This window comes from Streptomyces sp. NPDC102406 (assembly GCF_044765725.1).
Lineage (GTDB): Bacteria > Actinomycetota > Actinomycetes > Streptomycetales > Streptomycetaceae > Streptomyces.
Map to the genome: position 1 here is coordinate 104,690 of NZ_JBIWKP010000003.1, position 17,187 is coordinate 121,876.

At 71.8% G+C, this 17,187-nt stretch carries 13 protein-coding genes and 1 riboswitch; of the genes, 9 read left to right on the forward strand and 4 right to left on the reverse strand.

Going from position 1 to position 17,187, the window contains the following annotated elements; translation table 11 throughout:
- Position 1 precedes the first annotated feature (1 nt).
- Positions 2–2,458, reverse strand: a complete 2,457-nt coding sequence (locus ACIRF8_RS14070) for a DNA topoisomerase (ATP-hydrolyzing) subunit A (RefSeq protein WP_404214435.1) — start codon at positions 2,456–2,458, stop codon at positions 2–4.
- 301 nt (positions 2,459–2,759) lie between these two features.
- Between ACIRF8_RS14070 and ACIRF8_RS14075 the strand changes: the two genes are divergently transcribed.
- From ACIRF8_RS14075 to ACIRF8_RS14090, 4 genes are all read left to right on the forward strand, one after another.
- Positions 2,760–4,115 (forward strand): M16 family metallopeptidase, encoded by a 1,356-nt coding sequence (locus tag ACIRF8_RS14075; protein WP_404214437.1) that lies wholly within the window; start codon positions 2,760–2,762, stop codon positions 4,113–4,115.
- A gap of 17 nt (positions 4,116–4,132) precedes the next feature.
- Positions 4,133–5,500: a M16 family metallopeptidase gene (locus tag ACIRF8_RS14080; RefSeq protein ID WP_404215888.1), complete on the forward strand. Its 1,368-nt coding sequence runs from the start codon at positions 4,133–4,135 to the stop codon at positions 5,498–5,500.
- 249 nt (positions 5,501–5,749) lie between these two features.
- A riboswitch (cyclic di-AMP (ydaO/yuaA leader) is annotated at positions 5,750–5,913 on the forward strand.
- A gap of 12 nt (positions 5,914–5,925) precedes the next feature.
- Entirely contained in the window at positions 5,926–6,726 is an 801-nt protein-coding gene (locus ACIRF8_RS14085) for a M23 family metallopeptidase (RefSeq protein WP_404214439.1), read from the forward strand.
- A 232-nt stretch (positions 6,727–6,958) separates the two neighbouring features.
- Positions 6,959–7,645 (forward strand): GntR family transcriptional regulator, encoded by a 687-nt coding sequence (locus ACIRF8_RS14090; protein WP_404214441.1) that lies wholly within the window; start codon positions 6,959–6,961, stop codon positions 7,643–7,645.
- Between the two features lie 219 nt (positions 7,646–7,864).
- Here ACIRF8_RS14090 and ACIRF8_RS14095 read toward each other — a convergent pair whose 3' ends face one another.
- On the reverse strand, positions 7,865–8,146 hold the full coding sequence (locus tag ACIRF8_RS14095; RefSeq protein ID WP_404214443.1) for an HPr family phosphocarrier protein: 282 nt from the start codon (positions 8,144–8,146) through the stop codon (positions 7,865–7,867).
- Positions 8,147–8,323: 177 nt separating this feature from the next.
- On the opposite strand from ACIRF8_RS14095, the gene ACIRF8_RS14100 reads away from it, so the two are divergent.
- The 4 genes from ACIRF8_RS14100 to ACIRF8_RS14115 all read left to right on the forward strand — a co-directional run bounded on the left by ACIRF8_RS14100 (position 8,324) and on the right by ACIRF8_RS14115 (position 13,756).
- The gene (locus ACIRF8_RS14100) at positions 8,324–11,161 is read left to right on the forward strand and encodes a GNAT family N-acetyltransferase (protein WP_404214445.1); all 2,838 of its coding nucleotides are present in this window, start codon (positions 8,324–8,326) and stop codon (positions 11,159–11,161) included.
- A gap of 78 nt (positions 11,162–11,239) precedes the next feature.
- Positions 11,240–11,827, forward strand: coding sequence for a DUF5998 family protein (locus ACIRF8_RS14105; RefSeq protein WP_404214447.1), 588 nt, complete (start codon positions 11,240–11,242; stop codon positions 11,825–11,827).
- A complete protein-coding gene (locus ACIRF8_RS14110; protein WP_404214449.1) occupies positions 11,827–13,065 on the forward strand; it encodes an alkaline phosphatase family protein in 1,239 nt (412 codons plus the stop codon). The genes ACIRF8_RS14105 and ACIRF8_RS14110 overlap by 1 nt, the downstream gene beginning before the upstream one ends.
- Before the next feature lie 46 nt (positions 13,066–13,111).
- On the forward strand, positions 13,112–13,756 hold the full coding sequence (locus ACIRF8_RS14115; protein WP_404214451.1) for a thymidine kinase: 645 nt from the start codon (positions 13,112–13,114) through the stop codon (positions 13,754–13,756).
- 22 nt (positions 13,757–13,778) lie between these two features.
- On the opposite strand, the gene ACIRF8_RS14120 is transcribed toward ACIRF8_RS14115, so the two are convergent.
- Positions 13,779–14,552, reverse strand: coding sequence for a VOC family protein (locus tag ACIRF8_RS14120; RefSeq protein ID WP_404214453.1), 774 nt, complete (start codon positions 14,550–14,552; stop codon positions 13,779–13,781).
- Positions 14,553–14,825: 273 nt separating this feature from the next.
- On the opposite strand from ACIRF8_RS14120, the gene ACIRF8_RS14125 reads away from it, so the two are divergent.
- Complete coding sequence (locus ACIRF8_RS14125; RefSeq protein ID WP_404214455.1) at positions 14,826–15,683, forward strand: sulfurtransferase; 858 nt, start codon at positions 14,826–14,828, stop codon at positions 15,681–15,683.
- Positions 15,684–15,748: 65 nt separating this feature from the next.
- Here the strand turns inward: ACIRF8_RS14125 and sepH are convergent, their stop codons facing one another.
- A complete protein-coding gene (sepH, locus tag ACIRF8_RS14130; protein WP_404214457.1) occupies positions 15,749–16,822 on the reverse strand; it encodes a septation protein SepH in 1,074 nt (357 codons plus the stop codon).
- Positions 16,823–17,187 lie beyond the last annotated feature (365 nt).

Genomic DNA, 17,187 nt, shown 5'->3' on the forward strand with positions numbered 1-17,187 from the left:
CCTAGAACGGGCCGGCCACCGCCGCCACCGTCTTCGGCAGGGAGATGCCCGAGCCGTCGCGACGCGGGTCCATCTCGGTCAGCTCGGCCGGCAGGCCGTTCTTCTGCGCCGCGCGCGCGGGCGCCGGGCCCGCCCACGCCAGGCTCAGGCAGTCCTCGCCCTTGAGGAAGCGCTGGCAGCGCACGCCGCCGGTCGCCCGGCCCTTACGGGGGTACTGGTCGAACGGGGTGAGCTTGGCCGTGGTCTGCACCGAGTCGTCGAGCGTGCCGCGCGAACCCGCCACCGTGAAGACGACGGCGTCGGCCGCCGGGTCGACCGCGGTGAACGAGATGACCTTCGCTCCGGTCGCCAGCTTGATACCGGCCATGCCACCGGCGGGACGGCCCTGGGGCCGCACCACGGAGGCCTGGAAACGCAGCAGTTGGGCGTCGTCCGTGATGAAGACCAGGTCCTCCTCACCGGTCCGCAGTTCGACGGCGCCCACGATCCGGTCACCGTCCTTGAGGGTGATGACCTCCAACTCCTCCTTGTTCGAGGGGTAGTCGGGCGTCACGCGCTTGACGACACCCTGCTCGGTGCCGATGGCGATGCCGGGCGACGACTCGTCCAGCGTCGTCAGGCAGACGACCGTCTCGTCCGCCTCCAGGGAGGAGAGGAACTCGGAGAGGGGGGCGCCCCCGGAGAGGTTCGGCGCGGCCGCCGTGTCCGGGAGCTGCGGCAGATCCACCACGTTCAGGCGCAGCAGCCGGCCCGCGGAGGTGACCGCACCGATCACCCCGCGTGCCGTCGCCGGGACCGCGGAGACGATCACGTCGTGCTTGGTGCGCTTGCCGTCCTCGTCCGCGGCGAACGGCTCCCCGTTCGCCGTACGGGCCAGCAGGCCGGTCGAGGAGAGCAGCACCCGGCACGGGTCGTCCGCCACCTGGAGCGGGACGGAGGCCACCGCGGGGCCCGAGGACTCCATCAGCACCGTGCGCCGGTCCGTACCGAACTTCTTGGCCACGGCCGCCAGTTCCGCGGAGACGAGCTTGCGCAGCTCCGCGTCGGAATCGAGGATGCCGGTCAGCTCGTCGATCTCGCCGTTCAGCTTGTCGCGCTCCGACTCCAGCTCAATGCGGTCGAACTTGGTGAGGCGGCGCAGCGGCGTGTCCAGGATGTACTGCGTCTGGATCTCGCTCAGGGAGAAGCGCCCGATGAGGCGCTCCTTGGCCTGCGCGCTGTTGTCGCTGGAGCGGATGAGGCGGATGACCTCGTCGATGTCCAGGAGCGCGACGAGCAGCCCCTCGACCAGGTGCAGGCGGTCCTTCTTCTTGGTGCGACGGAACTCGCTGCGGCGGCGCACCACCTCGAAGCGGTGGTCCAGATAGACCTCGAGCAGCTCCTTGAGGCCGAGCGTGAGCGGCTGGCCGTCCACGAGCGCCACGTTGTTGATACCGAAGGACTCCTCCATCGGTGTCAGCTTGTAGAGCTGCTCCAGGACGGCTTCCGGGACGAAGCCGTTCTTGATCTCGATGACCAGGCGCAGACCGTGCTCGCGGTCCGTCAGGTCCTTCACGTCGGCGATGCCCTGGAGCTTCTTCGAGCCGACGAGCTCCTTGATCTTCGCGACGACCTTCTCGGGTCCCACCGCGAAGGGCAGTTCGGTGACGACGAGGCCCTTGCGGCGCGCCGTCACGGTGTCCACGGTGACCGTCGCCCGGATCTTGAAGGTGCCGCGGCCGTTCTCGTACGCGTCTCTGATCCCGGACAGGCCGACGATCCGGCCGCCCGTCGGCAGATCAGGTCCCGGCACGAACTTCATGAGCGTTTCGAGGTCGGCGCCCGGGTGCTTGATCAAGTGCCGGGCCGCGGCGATCACTTCGCCCAGGTTGTGCGGCGCCATGTTGGTCGCCATGCCGACCGCGATGCCGGACGCGCCGTTCACCAGCAGGTTCGGGTACGCCGCCGGGAGGACCAGGGGCTCCTGCTCCTGCCCGTCGTAGTTCGGCGCGAAGTCGACCGTGTTCTCCTCGATCGACTCCGTCATCAGGCCGGCCGCCGGGTCCATGCGGCACTCGGTGTACCTCATGGCGGCCGGCCGGTCGTCGTTGCCCAGCGAACCGAAGTTCCCGTGCCCGTCGACCAGCGGTACGCGCATGGAGAACGGCTGGGCCAGACGCACCAGCGCGTCGTAGATCGACGCGTCGCCATGGGGGTGCAACTTACCCATGACCTCGCCGACGACGCGGGCGCACTTCACATAGCCGCGGTCGGGGCGCAGGCCCATCTCGTTCATCTGGTAGACGATCCGACGGTGGACGGGCTTCATCCCGTCGCGTGCGTCGGGCAGGGCGCGCGAGTAGATGACCGAGTACGCGTACTCCAGGTAGGAGCCCTGCATTTCGTCGACCACGTCGATGTCGAGGATCCTCTCCTCGAAATCGTCGGGCGGCGGGGTCTTCGTGCTGCGGCGGGCCATCGCTGCTGCGGCTCCTTCACCAACATCTACGGGAACTGTCGCGGACCATTGTGGACCGCCCCACTGACAACGCTGATCGCGACCCGTCCGAAGCGGGTGGTCGGCGACCCGCCGGAGGGTCGCCGTGCTCGCTCACGGCGTAGCCCGGGCGGGAACTTCGCCAGGCGCCCGCACGCTTGCATACAGTGGCAGGACTGGCAGCGGTTCCGTGGCCACAGTGTTGTCCGCGTACGCAGCGTTTCTCAGCATTCCCAGCAATTCCGATGTTCTCCGTTCCCCCCCCGCGATCGAAGGGACGTACATGCCCATGGGTCACACGGCCACCGCCGAGGCCGGCACCGGCGGCCTGACAGCGACCGAGCACCGGCTGGCCAACGGCCTGCGAGTAGTGCTCTCCGAGGATCACCTGACCCCGGTCGCGGCGGTCTGCCTCTGGTACGACGTCGGCTCGCGCCACGAGGTCAAGGGCCGTACGGGCCTGGCTCACCTTTTCGAGCACCTGATGTTCCAGGGCTCGAAGCAGGTGCACGGCAACGGCCACTTCGAACTCGTACAGGGCGCCGGTGGCTCGCTGAACGGCACGACGAGCTTCGAGCGTACGAACTACTTCGAGACCATGCCCGCCCACCAGCTCGAACTCGCGCTGTGGCTGGAGGCGGACCGCATGGGCTCACTCCTGTCGGCTCTCGACGAGGAGTCGATGGAGAACCAGCGGGACGTCGTCAAGAACGAGCGCCGTCAGCGCTATGACAACGTCCCCTACGGCACCGCCTTCGAGAAGCTGACCGCCCTCATGTACCCGGAGGGCCACCCGTACCACCACACGCCCATCGGCTCCATGGCCGACCTGGACGCGGCCACCCTCGAGGACGCGCGGAGCTTCTTCCGCACCTACTACGCGCCCAACAACGCCGTGCTCTCCGTCGTCGGCGACATCGACCCCGAGCAGACGCTCGCCTGGGTCGAGAAGTACTTCGGCTCGATCGCCTCCCACGACGGCAAGCCCGCACCGCGCGACGGCTCCCTGCCCGACGTGATCGGCGCCCAGGTCCGCGAGGTCGTCGAGGAGGAGGTCCCGGCGCGCGCCCTCATGGCCGCCTACCGGCTCCCCGAGGACGGCACGCGCGCGTGCGACGCCGCCGACCTCGCCCTGACGGTCCTCGGCGGCGGCGAGTCGTCGCGCCTCTACAACAGGCTCGTACGCCGTGACCGCACCGCGGTGGCCGCCGGGTTCGGACTGCTGCGCCTGGCCGGTGCCCCCTCCCTGGGCTGGCTCGACGTGAAGACCTCGGGAGACGTCGAGGTGCCGGTCATCGAGGCCGCCGTCGACGAGGAGCTCGCCCGGTTCGCCGAGGAGGGCCCCACGCCCGAGGAGATGGAGCGCGCGCAGGCCCAGTTGGAGCGCGAGTGGCTGGACCGGCTCAGCACGGTGGCGGGCCGCGCCGACGAACTGTGCCGTTACGCCGTGCTGTTCGGCGACCCGCAGCTCGCCCTCACCGCCGTCCAGCGGGTCCTCGCGGTGACCGCCGACGAGGTCCAGGAGGTCGCCAAGGCGCGCCTGCGCCCCGACAACCGCGCGGTCCTGGTGTACGAGCCGACGGCGCCCGCCGACATCGATGACGAGAGCGACCTGAGCGACGAGGAGGCGGGCCGGTGACCGAGCAGCTCGCGACCATGGAATTCCACCCCAAGCCGCAGGCCGGGACGGCCAGGCCGTGGGCGTTCCCCGCCCCGGAGCGCGGTGAGCTGCCCAACGGTCTGACCGTGCTGCGCTGCCACCGGCCCGGCCAGCAGGTCGTCGCGGTGGAGGTCAACCTCGACGCGCCGCTGGAGGCCGAGCCCGCGGGCCTGGACGGTGTCGCCACGATCATGGCGCGTGCCTTCAACGAAGGCACCGACAAGCACTCGGCGGAGGAGTTCGCGGCCGAACTGGAGCGGTGCGGCGCCACCTTGGACGCGCACGCCGACCACCCCGGCGTCCGCGTCTCCCTCGAAGTGCCCGTCTCCCGGCTCCCCAAGGGCCTCGCCCTCCTCGCCGACGCCCTGCGCGCGCCCGCCTTCTCCGACAGCGAGATCGAGCGCCTCGTGCGCAACCGTCTGGACGAGATCCCGCACGAGAGCGCCAACCCGGCACGGCGCGCCGCCAAGGAGCTGTCCAGGCAGCTCTTCCCGGCCGACTCGCGCATGTCGCGCCCGCGGCAGGGCACCGAGGAGACGGTCGCCGCCATCGACGCGGCGGCCGTACGCGCCTTCTACGAGAAGCACGTACGCCCCGCCACCGGCACGGTCGTCGTCGTGGGCGACCTGACCGGCACCGACCTCGACGCGCTGCTCGCGGACACGCTCGGCGCCTGGACCGGCGACACCGCGCAGCCGCGCCCGGTGCCGCCGGTCACCGCCGACGACACGGGCCGTGTCATCGTCGTGGACCGCCCCGGAGCGGTCCAGACGCAGTTGCTGATCGGCCGGATCGGACCCGACCGGCACGACCGCGTGTGGGCCGCGCAGATCCTCGGCACGTACTGCCTCGGCGGCACGCTCACCTCGCGCCTGGACCGCGTCCTGCGCGAGGAGAAGGGCTACACCTACGGTGTGCGGTCCTTCGCCCAGGTGCTGCGGTCGGCGCCCGACGGGACGGGCGCCGCGATGCTCGCCATCAGCGGCTCCGTGGACACCCCGAACACCGGTCCGGCCCTTGAAGACCTCTGGAAGGTGCTGCGCACGCTGGCAGCCGAGGGCCTCACGGACGCCGAGCGGGACACCGCCGTGCAGAACCTGGTGGGCGTGGCCCCGCTCAAGTACGAGACCGCGGCGGCCGTCGCGGGCACCCTCGCCGACCAGGTCGAACAGCACCTGCCGGACGACTTCCAGGCGCGCCTGTACCGGCAGCTCACGGAGACGGGCACCGTGGAGGCCACCGCGGCCGTCGTGAACGCCTTCCCCGCGGACCGCCTGGTGACGATCCTGGTGGGCGACGCCGCGCAGATCGAGGAGCCCGTCAAGGCCCTCGGCATCGGCGAGGTGACCGTCGTCACGGGCTGACCCCGTCCCGCAGGCGCGGGAAGCACGCCGCACGAAGCCCCGGTGGACACGGTCCTCACCGGGGCTTCGTGGTGTCGCTCACGTCCGTCCTTGATCGACGATGGAGCGCTTATGTCCGAATTAGGGCGGAGGTTGCCTGTCTGCTCTGTGGCATGCGCTACAAAAGCCGGGATCCGTTTGTTGATTAAAAGATGTCCCGCTTAGCGTCGGTCCGGCTGTCCGCCAGACACGCGTCGCGCCCGCGACATCGGACAGTCATCGCCGAGTCCCCCACGGCGCGAGCCAGGGGAGCCGGGGACCCATCGCAGTCCCTGGGGTGAATCGGACGCTCTTCCCCTGGGGGAGAGGGCCCGTAGGAGACCTTCCTGCTCCGAACCCGTCAGCTAACCCGGTAGGCGAGAGGGAAGGAAAGGACCAGCCACTTCATGGCGTTCACCCGTGCCACCGGGAAGCACCGTCGTCCGAGTCGCCTCACGCGTACCACCGCGCACGTCGCGGGTGTCGCGGCGCTCACCACGACCGGTGTCATCGGCGGCCTCGCCGCCCCCGCGCTCGCCGCCGACACCGCGGCCGCCGACCAGAACGGCCTGACCCAGGCCATCGCCATCGGCGACTCCCTGGCCGACCAGATCGACGCCCAGGCCGCCGCGCAGAAGAAGGCCGCCGACAAGGCCGCCGCGGAGGCGAAGGCAAAGGCGAAGGCCGAGGCCGAGGCCCAAAAGAGGGCCGAGGAGGCCAAGCGCGAGGCCGAGGCGAAGGCCGCGAAGGAGCGCGAGGCCAGGGAGCGCGCCGCCCGTGAGGCCGAGCGCAAGCGCCTCAACAGCTTCGTCGCGCCGATCTCCGGCTCCTACGTCTCCACCGGCTACCAGGCGAGCAGCGGCCTGTGGTCCTCCGGCAGCCACACCGGCATCGACTTCCACGCGGCCAGCGGCACGTCCGTGCACGCCGTCGGCTCGGGCACCGTCGTCGAGGCCGGCTGGGGCGGTGCCTACGGCAACAACATCGTGATCAAGATGAATGACGGTACATACACCCAGTACGGTCACCTGTCGTCCATCGGCGTCTCCATCGGCCAGGCCGTCACCCCCGGCCAGCAGATAGGCCTCTCCGGCGCCACCGGCAACGTCACGGGCCCGCACCTCCACTTCGAGGCCCGCACGTCGCCCGACTACGGCTCGGACATGGACCCCGTCGCGTACCTGCGCTCGCACGGCGTGAACGTCTGATACGCGTCCTTCGCCCGCGCGGCACCCTGTGAAAGCCCCGGCTCATCGAGCCGGGGCTTTCACGTGCGCAAGGCGTTCCTGGCCAAAAAATATCCATGGATTCCGGCCCGGCGTCGGAAATGCGGGAACGGTGGAATAGAGTCACGGGGCGAGCGCGTCGAAGAGGCGTCATTCGCGCTGGCACAAGCGTCGATCGACCGCGTTTCGCGGGGATTAAGGCGGAGGTCGGGTCATGCGTATTCCCGCGCACTCGGTATGCACGGCGATCCGCGACGACATCGTCGCGGGGGTCTACGAGCGCGGCGGCAGACTCACCGAGGAACTGCTCGCGCGCCGCTACGGGGTCTCGCGCGTCCCGGTCCGCGAGGCGCTGCGCACCCTGGAGGCCGAGGGCTTCGTCGTCACGCGGCGGCACGCGGGCGCGTGCGTGGCCGAGCCCACCGGCCAGGAGGCCGCGGACCTCCTGGAGGTCCGCATGCTGCTGGAGCCGCTGAGCGCCGCGCGCGCCGCGCAGCGCCGCACCGAGGCCCACCTCAAAGTCCTGCGAGGCCTGGTCAGGCTGGGTCAGGAGCGCGCCAGGCGCGGTCAGAACGAGGACCTGCGCTCACTGGGCGGCTGGTTCCACGAGACCCTCGCGCAGGCCTCCGGCAGCCCCGGTCTGATCACCCTGCTCACCCAGCTCCGGCACAAGATCGCCTGGATGTACACGGTGGAGACGCCGGCCCAGCCGGCCGAGTCCTGGGCCGAGCACGGCGCCATCGTGGACGCGGTGGTCCGCGGCGACGCCGAGCGCGCCCGCGCCCTGACCGCCCTGCACGCCGAGCGCGCCTCGGTCGCCCATCGGCTGCGGGTGCCGCGCGCGGGTGAGCGTGTGAGGACTTCGCAACACGCAGTAAACACGGCGGGGCTCCGGCATTAACAGAGGGGCCGTATACAAAGAAGCGCGGCATTCCAGGAATGGGGCGCAAGCATTTCTGCTGCCCGGTCGACGCTCAATATACGGCTGCGGGGAATTGTGCTGCCCATTTCGCTCGCCGTGCATTCCGGACGGCCCGGGACGGAATGCGGGAACGACGAAGCCGCGCGCTCCCGGGGGAGACGCGCGGCTTCGTGAGGCCGATCCGATCGGACCGAGCGGTCAGACCGTCTCGGGGAGCTCGTCCAGGCCCTCGGAGACCAGCTTCGCCAGACGGTCGAGCGCGGCGTCCGCACCCTCGGCGTCGGAGGCCAGGACGATCTCCTCGCCGCCCTGGGCGCCCAGGCCGAGCACCGCGAGCATGGAGCCCGCGTTGACGGGGTTGCCGTCGGCCTTGGCGATCGTCACGGGGACGCCGGCCGCCGTGGCCGCGCGGACGAAGATGGAGGCGGGGCGGGCGTGGAGGCCCTCGGCCCAGCCGACGTTGACGCGGCGCTCAGCCATGTGATGCTGCCCTTCAGGTGTCTCACGGTTGTCTAGACCATTCTCACACATCGGTGGACGGCGAAGGACGCGGACCCAGACCCGCGAGCGTGCCGCCGCCCGGCCTCCTCAGCCTGCCTCCCACGCGCGTGGGACGCGACCCGTACGACTGTCGGCGCCCGGCCCTACCCTTGCGGCATGGACACCCCGTCGGACCGGCACGCCTACCCCGCCCACTGGGAGGCCGACGTGGTGCTGCGCGACGGCGGCACCGCCCGGATCAGGCCCATCACCACCGAGGACGCCGAGCGCCTGACCAGCTTCTACGAGCAGGTCTCGGACGAGTCGAAGTACTACCGCTTCTTCGCGCCCTACCCACGCTTGTCCGCCAAGGACGTCCACCGCTTCACCCATCACGACTACGTGGACCGCGTCGGGCTCGCCGCCACGGTGGGCGGCGAGTTCATCGCGACCGTCCGCTACGACCGGATCGACCCGCAAGGACGGCCCGCCTCCGCGCCCGCCGACGAGGCCGAGGTCGCCTTCCTCGTCCAGGACGCCCATCAGGGGCGCGGTGTGGCCTCCGCCCTGTTGGAGCACATCGCGGCCGTCGCGCGCGAGCGCGGCATCCGCCGGTTCGCCGCCGAGGTGCTGCCCGCCAACACCAAAATGATCAAGGTGTTCACGGACGCCGGATACACCCAGAAGCGCAGCTTCGAGGACGGCGTGGTCCGCCTGGAGTTCGGCCTGGAGCCCACCGAGGCGTCCGTCGCGGTGCAGCGCGCCCGCGAGCAGCGCGCCGAGGCCCGCTCCGTGCAGCGCCTCCTCGCCCCCGGCTCCGTCGCCGTCATCGGCGTGGGCCGGGCGCCCGGGGGAGTGGGCCGCAGTGTGCTCGACAACCTCAAGGACGCGGGGTACACGGGCCGCCTCTATGCGGTGAACAAGGCGTTCCCCGAGGACCTGACCGAGGTCGGAGGTGTCCCCGCCCACCGCTGCGTCCGCGACATCGACCCGGCCGAGCGCGTCGACCTGGCCGTCGTCGCCGTCCCCGCGCCGGACGTGCCCGACGTCGTCACCGAGTGCGGCGAGCGCGGCGTCCAAGGACTGATCGTGGTCTCCGCCGGATACGCCGAGAGCGGCGCGGAGGGCCGCGAACGCCAGCGCGAACTGGTCCGCCGGGCCCGCTCCTACGGCATGCGCCTCATCGGCCCCAACGCCTTCGGCGTCGTCAACACCTCCGCGGACGTACGGCTCAACGCCTCGCTCGCCCCCGAGATGCCACGCTCCGGCCGCATCGGCCTGTTCGCCCAGTCCGGCGCCATCGGTATCGCCCTCCTTGCCCGCCTGCACCGCAGGGGCGGAGGGGTCACCGGCGCCACGGGCATCTCGACGTTCGTCTCCGCGGGCAACCGCGCCGACGTCTCCGGGAACGACGTCCTCCAGTACTGGTACGACGATCCCGACACGGATGTCGCCCTCATGTACCTCGAATCCATCGGCAATCCGCGCAAGTTCACCCGCCTCGCCCGTCGTACCGCCGAGGCCAAGCCCCTCGTCGTCGTCCAGGGCGCCCGGCACAGCGGCATCGCGCCCACCGGGCACGCCGTACGCGCCACGCGCCTGCCCTACGCCACCGTCTCCGCGCTGCTGCGCCAGGCCGGTGTCATCCGCGTCGACACGATCACGGAACTCGTCGACACGGGCCTCCTGCTGGCCCGTCAGCCGCTGCCGTCCGGCCCGCGCGTCGCCATACTCGGCAACTCCGAGTCGCTGGGCCTGCTCACCTACGACGTGTGCCTCGCCGAGGGCCTGCGTCCCAAGCCGCCACGCGACCTGACCACGGCGGCATCCGCGGCGGACTTCCGCGCCGCGCTGGAGGAGGCGCTGGCCGACGACAAGACCGACGCCGTCGTCGTCACCGCGATGCCTGCCGTGGGCGAGGGCCCGACCGAGGACGCGGAGCTGGCCGACGCCCTGAGCGCGGCCGCCGCGGCGGCGCCCACGAAGCCGGTGCTCGTCGTCCACGTCGAGCTGGGCGGTCTCGCCGAAGCCCTCTCCGCGGCGGCCAGCACGGGCCCCAACGCTCCCGGCGCCCCCGGTACATCCGATCACCAGGCCACCCGCCCCACCCCCGCGGCGCCCGAGGCCCCCGGCGCCACCCCGCGCCTCATCCCCGCCTACCCCGCCGCCGAGCGCGCTGTCCGCGCCCTCTCCGAGGTCGTGAAGTACGCCCAGTGGCGGCACGACGCGGCCGAGCCCGGCAAGGTGCCCGAGTACGAGGACATCGACGAGCCCGGGGCCGCCGCGCTCATCACCGAGCTGCTGGCCAAGGACGAGGACCCGCGCGGTGTCGAGCTGGCCCCGGACGACGCCCGCGACCTGCTCGCCCACTACGGCATCGCCGTGCGGCAGACACTGCCCGCACCCGACGCCGACCGGGCCGCCGACGCCGCGCGCACCCTCGGCTACCCCGTGGCCCTCAAGACGACCGCCCCGCACCTGCGCCACCGCGCTGACCTCGGCGGCGTACGCCTGGACCTCGCCGACGAGACCGACCTGCGGCGCGCCTACGAGGAGCTGACCGACCAACTCGGCGGTCCGGCCGAACTGCGCCCCGTCGTGCAGTCGATGGCGCCGCGCGGTGTGGACACCGTGGTGCGGGCCGTCCTCGACCCGGCGGCCGGAGCGGTGCTCTCCTTCGGCCTCGCCGGAGCCGCCTCCGAACTGCTCGGCGACACCGCGCACCGCCTGGTCCCGGTCACCGACCAGGACGCCCGCGCGATCGTCCGCTCCATCAAGACGGCGCCGATCCTGTTCGGCTGGCGCGGCGCCGCCCCCGTCGACACCCCCGCCCTCGAGGAGCTGCTCCAGCGCGTGTCCCGCCTCGTCGACGACCATCCCGAGGTGGTCGGCGTCGCCCTCGAACCGGTCGTCGTCGCCCAGCACGGACTGTCCGTGCTCGGCGCCGCCGTCCGGCTCGCGCCACCGCCCGCCCGCGACGATCTCGGTCCGCGGACCCTGCCCGTCGCGTACTGACCCCGCCCGGGAAATGCCCTCACGGAGAGTTATCCACAGGCGCAACGGCAGCCTCTTCCCGGCCTTAGGATGGACCCCATGGCCAAGACCAGTACGACGACCCAAGGGCTGCGAGCGGCGATCGAGCGCAGCGGCTACTACCCGGCCCTCGTGGCCGAGGCGGTGGAGGCCGCGGTCGGCGGCGAGCCCATCGCGTCGTACCTCGTGCACCAGGAGACCACGTTCGACGCGAACGAGGTCCGTCGCCATGTCACCGTCCTGGTCCTGACCGACACCCGCTTCATCGTCAGCCACACCGACGAGCAGGCGGCCGACACCACCTCCCCGACGCCGTACGCGACGACGTCCACGGAGTCCGTGAAGCTCGACCGGATCTCGTCGGTCGTGCTCAGCCGCGTCGTCGCCAATCCGGAGAAGTACGTCCCGGGCACGCTGCCCCGCGAGGTCGTGCTCACCATCGGCTGGGGCGCTGTCTCCCGCATCGACCTGGAGCCCGCCGCCTGCGGCGACCCCAACTGCGAGGCGGACCACGGCTACACGGGCAGTTCCACCGCGGACGACCTGAGCCTGCGCGTGAGCGAGGCGGGCGACGGACCCGAGACCGTACGGCAGGCCCTCGCTTTCGCCCAGGCCCTCTCCGAGGCCACCGCGGACGCGGGACGCTGATGCCCCACCCCTCACCCACCCCGGCCCGTGACGGTGGGCGCTCCACGCCCGTACCCCCTCCCGCCTGGGACGACGTGGAGCCGCTGCCGCTCGGCTCCGCCCCCGTCCCGGCGTACGGCACCGGGTCGCTCGCCGACCTGCTGCCCACGCTCGGCGCCCACCTGGGCGTCCCCGGCTGCGACGCCGCGATCCCCGAGCTCGCGCCCGTCGACCGCGCCTGCGTCTTCCTCATCGACGGCCTCGGCTGGGAGCAGCTCAAGGCCCACCCCGACGAGGCACCCTTCCTGAGCTCGCTCATAGCCTCCTCGCGCGGCGGCACAGGGCGCCCGATCACCGCGGGCTACCCGGCCACCACCGCCACCTCCCTCGCCTCGGTCGGCACGGGCCTGCCGCCGGGCGCCCACGGCCTGCCGGGGTACACGGTGCGCGACTCGGCCACCGGCGAGCTGATGAACCAGCTCCGCTGGACGCCGTGGACCGACCCGCGAGCCTGGCAGCCGTACCCGACGATCTTCCAGCGCGCCCATGAGGCCGGGGTCCACACGGCACAGGTCTCCGCGCCCGCGTTCCAGTCGACGCCCCTCACCAAGATCGCCCTCAGCGGCGGCACCTTCCACGGCCGCCTCTCGGGCGAGGACCGCATGGACCTGGCCGCCGCGCAGTTGGCCGCCGGTGACCGGTCGCTGGTGTACACGTACTACAGCGAGGTCGACGGCAAGGGACACCGCTTCGGCGTGGACTCCGACCCCTGGCGCGACCAGCTCGGTTACGTGGACCGGCTAGCCCAGCGCCTCGCCGAGCAGCTCCCGCCGCGCAGCGCCCTGTACGTGACCGCCGACCACGGCATGCTCGACATCCCCTTCGACGAGCAGTCCCGTATCGACTTCGACGAGGACTGGGAACTGCGCGCGGGCGTCGCCCTGTTGGGCGGCGAGGGCCGCGCGCGCCATGTGTACGCCGTGCCCGGCGCGCAAGGAGACGTCCTGGCTGTGTGGCGCGAGGTCCTCGGCGAGCAGTTCTGGATCGCGAGCCGTGACGAGGCGATCGACGCGGGCTGGTTCGGGCCCCGGATCGACGAGCGCGTCTACGACCGGATCGGGGACGTCGTCGCCGCCGCCCACGACGACGTGCTCATCATCGCCTCGCGGACCGAGCCGAAGGAGTCGCGGATGGTCGGCAACCACGGCTCCATGACCCCGGCGGAACAGCTCGTACCGCTCCTCGAAGTACGCTCCTGAGCCTCGCCCTCTCACCCCCCGTCACGCGAAAGGTGCCCGACCTGCCATGCCCGAGCTGGTGTTCTTCTCCGGAACCATGGACTGCGGAAAGAGCACCCTGGCTCTTCAGATCGAGCACAACAGGTCGGCCCGCGGACTCCAGGGGATGATCTTCACCCGCGACGACCGGGCAGGCGTCGGCAAGCTCTCCTCGCGTCTGGGCCTGGTCACCGACGCCGTTGAGGTCGCCGACGACCTGGACGTGTACGCGTACGTCGTCGACCGGCTCTCCCAGGGCGGCAGGGTGGACTACGTGATCGCGGACGAGGCGCAGTTCCTGGCGCCCGGCCAGATCGACCAGCTCGCGCGCGTCGTCGACGACCTCGGCCTGGACGTCTTCGCCTTCGGCATCACCACCGACTTCCGCTCCAAGCTGTTCCCCGGCTCGCAGCGCCTGGTCGAACTCGCCGACCGCGTCGAGGTCCTGCAGGTCGAGGCCTTGTGCTGGTGCGGTGCGCGCGCCACGCACAACGCCCGCACCATCAACGGCGAGATGGTCGTCGAGGGCGCGCAGGTCGTCGTCGGCGACGTCAACCACGCCGAGGATGAGATCGGCTACGAGGTGTTGTGCAGACGGCACCACCGCAAGCGGATGACCAGCGCTACGGCACACGCGGCGGCGCTGTCACCCGACGTGCTTCCGGTCGTCTGAGCCGAGTGCGGCGAGGCGCCCCTCACCCCGCGGACGCGACCAAGGCGAACCGCGCCCCCTCGTGGTCCGCCACCGTCGCCACCCGCCCCAGCGTGCCGTCGCGTGCGGGCGTGACGGCGTGACCACCCAGGTCGGCGACCCGCTCCACCGCCTCGTCGACGTCCGTGACCTCGAAGTACGTCATCCAGTGCGGCCCCCGGTCGTGCGGCAGCGCGTGCCCGACGCCCTGTACCGAGGCCACCGGACGGCCGTCGAGGAGCATCGTCACGCAGTCGAAGTCGGCGGAGACGACGGCCTCTTCGGTGTAGCCGAACACCGACTGGTAGAACTTCGAGACGCTCGACGTCTCCTGCGTCACCAGCTCGTTCCACGCCACCGCGCCCGGAACGCCGGTCACCGCCATGCCCAGATGCGCCGACGCCTGCCAGATGCCGAACACCGCGCCGAGGGGGTCGGAGCCGATGGCCATCCGGCCCGCCTCGCCGGCGTCCAGCGGGCCGACGCCGACGGTGCCGCCGCACTGGCGCACCGTCGCGGCCGTCACGTCCACATCGTCCGAGGCCAGGTAGGGCGTCCAGGCGATCGGCAGGTGCCGGTCGGTCGGCAGCCGGCCGATCCCGGCCACCTCCCTGCCGTCGAGGAGGGCCCGCGCGTACGGGCCGAGCTGTTGCGGCCCCGGCTTGAACTCCCAGCCGAACAGTGCCCCGTAGAACTCCTGGGTCGCGGCCATGTCGTGCACCATCAGACTCACCCAGCAGGGTGTCCCCGGTGCGCGCTTGGCTGCTGCCTCGGTCATCGTCACTCTCTCCTCGGAACGGACCTCAGGGCCCGTGATCGGGATCCCACGTGTCGCAGCACGCCCGTGCTGATGGTGGCACTCCGTGCCGTGCGGCGCTCCCTGGCCGCGCCGAATCCTTCGGGCTCTGCACAGAGCATGCCCGAAACGGCGTTTCTGAGACGTTTCCGCGCCACGACCCGGCCGTGTCCGACCGTTTGACGCTCGGTAGTCGATCGAGCACGCTATCCGAACCGCGCCGCCCGGGCCAGACCATGAGCAAGGATGGCCCTCATGAATGCCATCATCACCGCATCTGAACTCGCGAGCGAGCTGGCGGGGGAGAACCCGCCCGTGTTGCTCGACATCCGCTGGCAGCTCAGCACCGCGAAGGCCGCGGGGGAGCCCGCGTTCGACGGCCGCGCCGCGTACGCCTCGGGCCATCTCCCGGGCGCGGTGTTCGTGGACCTCGACACGGAGCTCGCTGGTCACGCCGGTGAGGGTGGTGGTCGGCACCCGTTGCCCGAGTTGGCCGACTTCGGCGCCGCGATGCGCGCGGCCGGTGTCTCGGCCGACCGCGAGATCGTGGTCTACGACGGCGGGCAGGGCTGGGCCGCGGCCCGCGCCTGGTGGCTGCTGCGTTGGACGGGGCATCCGTCCGTGCGGGTCCTCGACGGGGGCCTCCCCGCGTGGGACGGCCCCTTGGAGTCCGAGATCCCGTCGCCGGAGCCCGGCACCTTCGTTCCTGCACCGGGTGCCACCGGCCTTCTCGACGCGCCGTCCGCCGCCGCTCTCGCCCGTTCCGGCCTCCTTCTGGACGCCCGCGCCGCGGAGCGCTATCGCGGCGACGTGGAGCCCATCGACCGCGTCGGCGGCCACATCCCGGGCGCCGTGTCGGCACCGACGACGGAGAACGTCACGGCGGACGGCCGCTTCCGCCCCGCGGCCGAACTCGCCGACCGCTTCAAGGCTCTCGGCGCGACCGGCGCCCCGGGCCAGGTCGGCGTCTACTGCGGCTCGGGCGTCTCGGGCGCCCACGAGGTCCTGGCGCTCGCGTTGGCGGGCATCGACGCGCAGTTGTACGTCGGCTCCTGGTCGGAGTGGTCGGCGGACGAGTCGCGCCCGGTGGCGACGGGCCCGGACCCGCAGTAGTCGTTCCCCGTACGTGAGGGGCCCGCGCCGACCGGTCGGCGCGGGCCCCTCACGTACAGGCGGGACTAGTCCTGCTTCTTGCGGCGTGTGCCGAAGACGATCTCGTCCCAGCTCGGCACCGCTGCCCGGCGCCCGGGACGCACCCCGTCGGCCTCGGCCTGACGGTCCGTGGTGCCGGTGAGCCGGTCCCGGTGACCCGCGACGCTGCGCGGCATCAGCACGTCCGCGTAGGCGGATCCGGCGCCGGCGGACGCGGCGGGCGCCGCGGGCTCCTCGAGCTCGGCGGCGGCGGGCGGCTCGGGCTCTTCCTGCGGCGGCTCGGGCACCGTCGTCGGACGGTCGGGCAGCACGAGGTCGCCGCGGTAGCTGGGCACGGCCTCCAGGAGGCTGGTCAGCGAGTCGCGCTCCGAGGAGGAGGCGATCGCCGGCAGGTTCTCCTCGGTGGGCGGCTCGGGCGGCGGCGTCGGGCGCTCCAACTGCCGGTCCAGGGCGCGGTCCAGCGGACGGTCCCTGGGCAGGCGTGCGATGCGCGGGACGAACGGGAAGGTGGGCTCGGGCGCACCGATGTCGTCGGACTCGCCGATCAGCGAGCGCGCCTCGTCGTCCACGGCCTGCACGAGCCTGCGGGGCGGGTCGTACGTCCAGCTCGCGGAGTGCGGCTCGCCCGCGACGCGGTAGACGAGCAGGACTTCCCAGGTGCCGTCGTCCCGGCGCCAGGAGTCCCATTGGACGGTCTCCTTGTCGGCGCCGCGCAGCAGCAACCGCTCCTGCACCGCCTCACCGAGCTGGGGGCCGGTGTTCTCGCCGGGACGGCGCACGGGGGTCTTCCTGGCCCGCTCGGCCATGAAGGCGCGCTCCGCGAGCACGGGGCCCTCGAAGCGACGTACACGGTCGACCGGGATACCCGCGAACTGGGCGACCTCCTCGGCGGACGCGCCTGCCCGTATACGGGCCTGGATGTCGCGTGGGCGGAGGTGGCTCTCCACCTCGATCTCGATCTGGCCGAGGCGCGGACGATCGCCGCGCACGGCGGCCCGGAGGCGCTCATCGATCGGAAGCGTGTACTCCGTGCTGTCCGCAGCCTTCAGCACCAGCCGTGTGCCGTCGTTAGAGACGGCCACGACACGCAGTTCGGGCATGGGGACCTCCCGGGTGGTGCCTGCCGACGTCACGTGCGTCGCTGCTTCCGCTAGTCGAGTGTGGCCTGCCCGGGTGCAGCCTGCCACAACCTTGCCGAGTTGCCCGGCGTGTCGGGCGACGACCCGAGAGCGCCGTTATGGCACGGTTACCTGTTCGCAACGCTAAGTGACCGAAGTCGTCACCCTGTGCAACGAGCCCCCTTCCGGCGGTCCTGGAAGGCCCCGGACACCCTGGCAGGAGACCGGACCCAGGGCTCGCAACAGTACTCCATTCGGACCACGCGCGTGGATCGGCTCGCCGCTGAAATTCTCGCGGCGGGCGGGAGTTGGGTGGAGGGCATCTTGATCGTGTGCCCGATTCACGT